The sequence below is a fragment of the Thermomonas sp. genome, assembly GCF_035369645.1.
Classification (GTDB): Bacteria; Pseudomonadota; Gammaproteobacteria; order Xanthomonadales; family Xanthomonadaceae; genus Thermomonas.
In genome coordinates, this window is record NZ_DAOOUM010000032.1 from 1 (window position 1) to 2,793 (window position 2,793).

The window sequence follows — 2,793 nt, forward strand, 5'->3', positions numbered from 1 at the left end:
ACGAAACCGCCGAACACGAAGAAGTAATACAGCGCGAAGCGCCACACTTGCAGATTCTTCAGTGGTGCCATTTGTTCTGCAAACGGCATCGGCTTGACACCGGCCTTGCGACGCTGCTCCAGCGATGGGTCTTCCTGCGTGAACAGGAAATACAAAATGGCCATCACCGCCAAACCCACCGCCCACACCTTGGCCACCATCGTCCAGCCCGCGGCCACCATCACCATGGGGGCCAACAGTTTGGTCACCGCTGAACCGATATTGCCGGCACCAAAAATACCCAGTGCGGTGCCCTGCTTTTCCGGCGGGAACCACTTCGACACATAGGCCACGCCGACCGAGAACGAGCTGCCGGCAATCCCCACGCCCAATGCGGCGATCAAGAATTGCGGATAAGTCTGCGCGTGGGTCAGCATCCAGGTGGCTGCAGCACCGGCCAGCATCACCGCAGTGAGCACTTTGCGGCCGCCCAATTGGTCGGCCCACACCCCAAGGAAAATGCGCAGCATTGATCCGCTGAGCACGGGCGTGGCGATCAACAACCCGAACTCGGTGTCATTCAACCCCAGATCTTTTTTGATCTGGATGCCGATGATGGAAAAAATCATCCACACTGCAAAGCAGGTGGTAAAGGCAATGGTGCTCAGCCATAGCGCCCGCTGCTGGCGGGCAGTGCTGATTTGAGAAAAGTCCTGCATGGACGTGCTTCCGGTGGTGGTTAAGAAACCTGTTGCCGGCGGCGCGTCCTGCTGCAATCAGGCCGCGCCAGCCTCGATGGCGTCCAGCCCGCGTACCTCGTAGCGTTCCTGCAAGCCCTGCAGGTATTGCTGGAGTTCGCGTTGCCGAACCTGCAATTCAAGATAGTCGGAAATCCGCTGCCGGACTTGATCGAACGCAAGTTCTTCGCCGCTTTCGACAGCATCCACGCAAACGACGTGGTAGCCCCAGCGCGATTCCACCGGAAATGCCGCCAAGCCCTCGCGCAAACGAAAGACTTGGCGATCAAATTCCGGGGTTGCCTGGCCACGCTCCAGCCAACCCAGCTCGCCACCGTCGTCTTTGGAAGGGCAATCGGAATGGCGTAGCGCGAAGTCGGTGAACAAATGCGGCTGCAGCTTCAATTCCGTGATGAGTTTTTCTGCTTGCTCACGCGCATTGAAACGGCCACTGACATCATCCACCGCCGCGCCCAGCAGGATATGCCGCACGCGAATGCGGTCGGGTGCATGGAAACGCTCCGGGTTTTGCGCGTAATAGCGTTGGCAATCTTCCAGTGTAGGCACGCGGTTTTCGACTTCGCGCTCCAGCAGCAAGCGGGTGCAGGCTTCTTCCATTGCCTCGCTGCCTGCATCTTGCACATCGCCCTGTAGGCCCAGACGTTCCACTTCGCGGCGCAGCAACTCACGCACCACCAACGCACGTGCAGCGTCGGCGCGCGATTTTTCCGGAGTCATGGCGCGATGAAACTGCATTTCGCGGGCAATGTCGGCCTCGCTGATGGCGGTGTCACCCACAAACAGGAAACTTGGCGCGGCCTGCCCCAGCGAGCGCGGGCCTTCGTCGTTGTGGTCATGGGCATGGCTGTGGGCTTCTTCCGCCACCGACTTGCCACTGTCGATGACGGTGATGGGCAGCTCGCGCCTACCAAGCTTGCTTTCACTCATGACTACGCCCTCGGGCCGTAGCGCAGGCCGGGCTGACGGCGGCGCACCACTTGGTAGGGACGCCAGAAATAGCTGACCGGGATGCTCCACACATGCACCAGACGGGTGAACGGTGCCACCAGGAACAAGGTCATGCCCAGGAAGATATGGGCCTTGTAGACCCAGTGCACATCGCCCACATAGTCGGCGGCACCAAAGCGGAAGGTGACGATGTGCTGCGCCCAATCGGCCAGCGCCATCATCACGCCACCATCCATGTGATGGGTGGATTGCACGATGGTGTACAGACCCAGCAACAACTGCGCGAACAGCAGCAGCAAGATCACGGTGTCACCGGTGGTGCCGGTGGCCTTCACCCGCGGGTTGAACAGGCGGCGCACGGTGAGGATGCTGATCCCCACCAGACAGACCGCGCCAAACACGCCACCGGCCACCATCGCCAGCACTTGTTTTTGCGGCGCGGTGATGACGCTTTCATACAGCGCATGCGGGGTCAGCAAGCCCACCAAATGGCCACCCAAAATGGCAAGGATGCCAAGGTGGAACAAGTTGCTGCCAATGCGCATGCCCTTGTCGGACAGCATTTGGCTGGAGCCGGTGCGCCAGGTATACATCGACTTGTCGAAACGCACCCAACTACCGATGAAGAACACGGCAAGCGCGATATAGGGATAAATCTGGAAACAGAATTGATTCAGATAATTCATGGCTGCACCTGTTGGGTTGCGGCATTGGTTGTGCGGTATGCGGGGCGGCTGTTGGGCTTGCAATCATCGGTGGGGGCTTCGGTGCCAAAGCGCACCGCTTCCTCTTCCCAAACTTGGTCCATCACTTCCGGCGTGTCGTCGCGGGGTTCCTGGCTGGCACGTTGCCGCAAGCTGCCCAGGTCGAGCTTGCCTTCGGCGTACTCCACCAGGACTTCCAGCAACAGCGTGTAGGGGCTTTGGCGTTCTCCTGCACGTGCGGCCAGCAACCCGACGATATGGCTGACATGATGCAGCCAATCACGGGCTTCTTCTTGTGGCCGTTGACTGAGATATTCGAGCACCAACGGCAGGTAGTCCGGCAGTTCCTTGGCAGCCAGCTCGTAGCCATTCTTGCGATAGGCTTCGATCAGATCCACCATCGC

Annotated in this window: 4 protein-coding genes; all 4 read right to left on the reverse strand. The window is 59.6% G+C overall.

What is annotated here, in order from left to right; translation table 11 throughout:
* Window positions 1-698: MFS transporter (locus PK789_RS07470; protein WP_324308151.1), on the reverse strand; the 698-nt coding region annotated here is incomplete at its 3' end.
* A 57-nt stretch (window positions 699-755) separates the two neighbouring features.
* A complete protein-coding gene (locus tag PK789_RS07475; RefSeq protein WP_223629242.1) occupies window positions 756-1,664 on the reverse strand; it encodes a peptidylprolyl isomerase in 909 nt (302 codons plus the stop codon).
* 2 nt (window positions 1,665-1,666) lie between these two features.
* Complete coding sequence (narI, locus tag PK789_RS07480; protein WP_223629241.1) at window positions 1,667-2,371, reverse strand: respiratory nitrate reductase subunit gamma; 705 nt, start codon at window positions 2,369-2,371, stop codon at window positions 1,667-1,669.
* The coding region (locus PK789_RS07485) for a molecular chaperone TorD family protein (RefSeq protein WP_503011921.1) at window positions 2,368-2,793 on the reverse strand (426 nt) is incomplete at its 5' end. The genes narI and PK789_RS07485, both read right to left, overlap by 4 nt.

Excerpts from the sequence above, each read along its gene's own strand:
- narI (WP_223629241.1), bottom strand. The coding sequence starts at position 2,371 with ATGAATTATCTGAATCAATTCTGTTTCCAGATTTATCCCTATATCGCG.
- PK789_RS07475 (WP_223629242.1), bottom strand. The coding sequence starts at position 1,664 with ATGAGTGAAAGCAAGCTTGGTAGGCGCGAGCTGCCCATCACCGTCATC.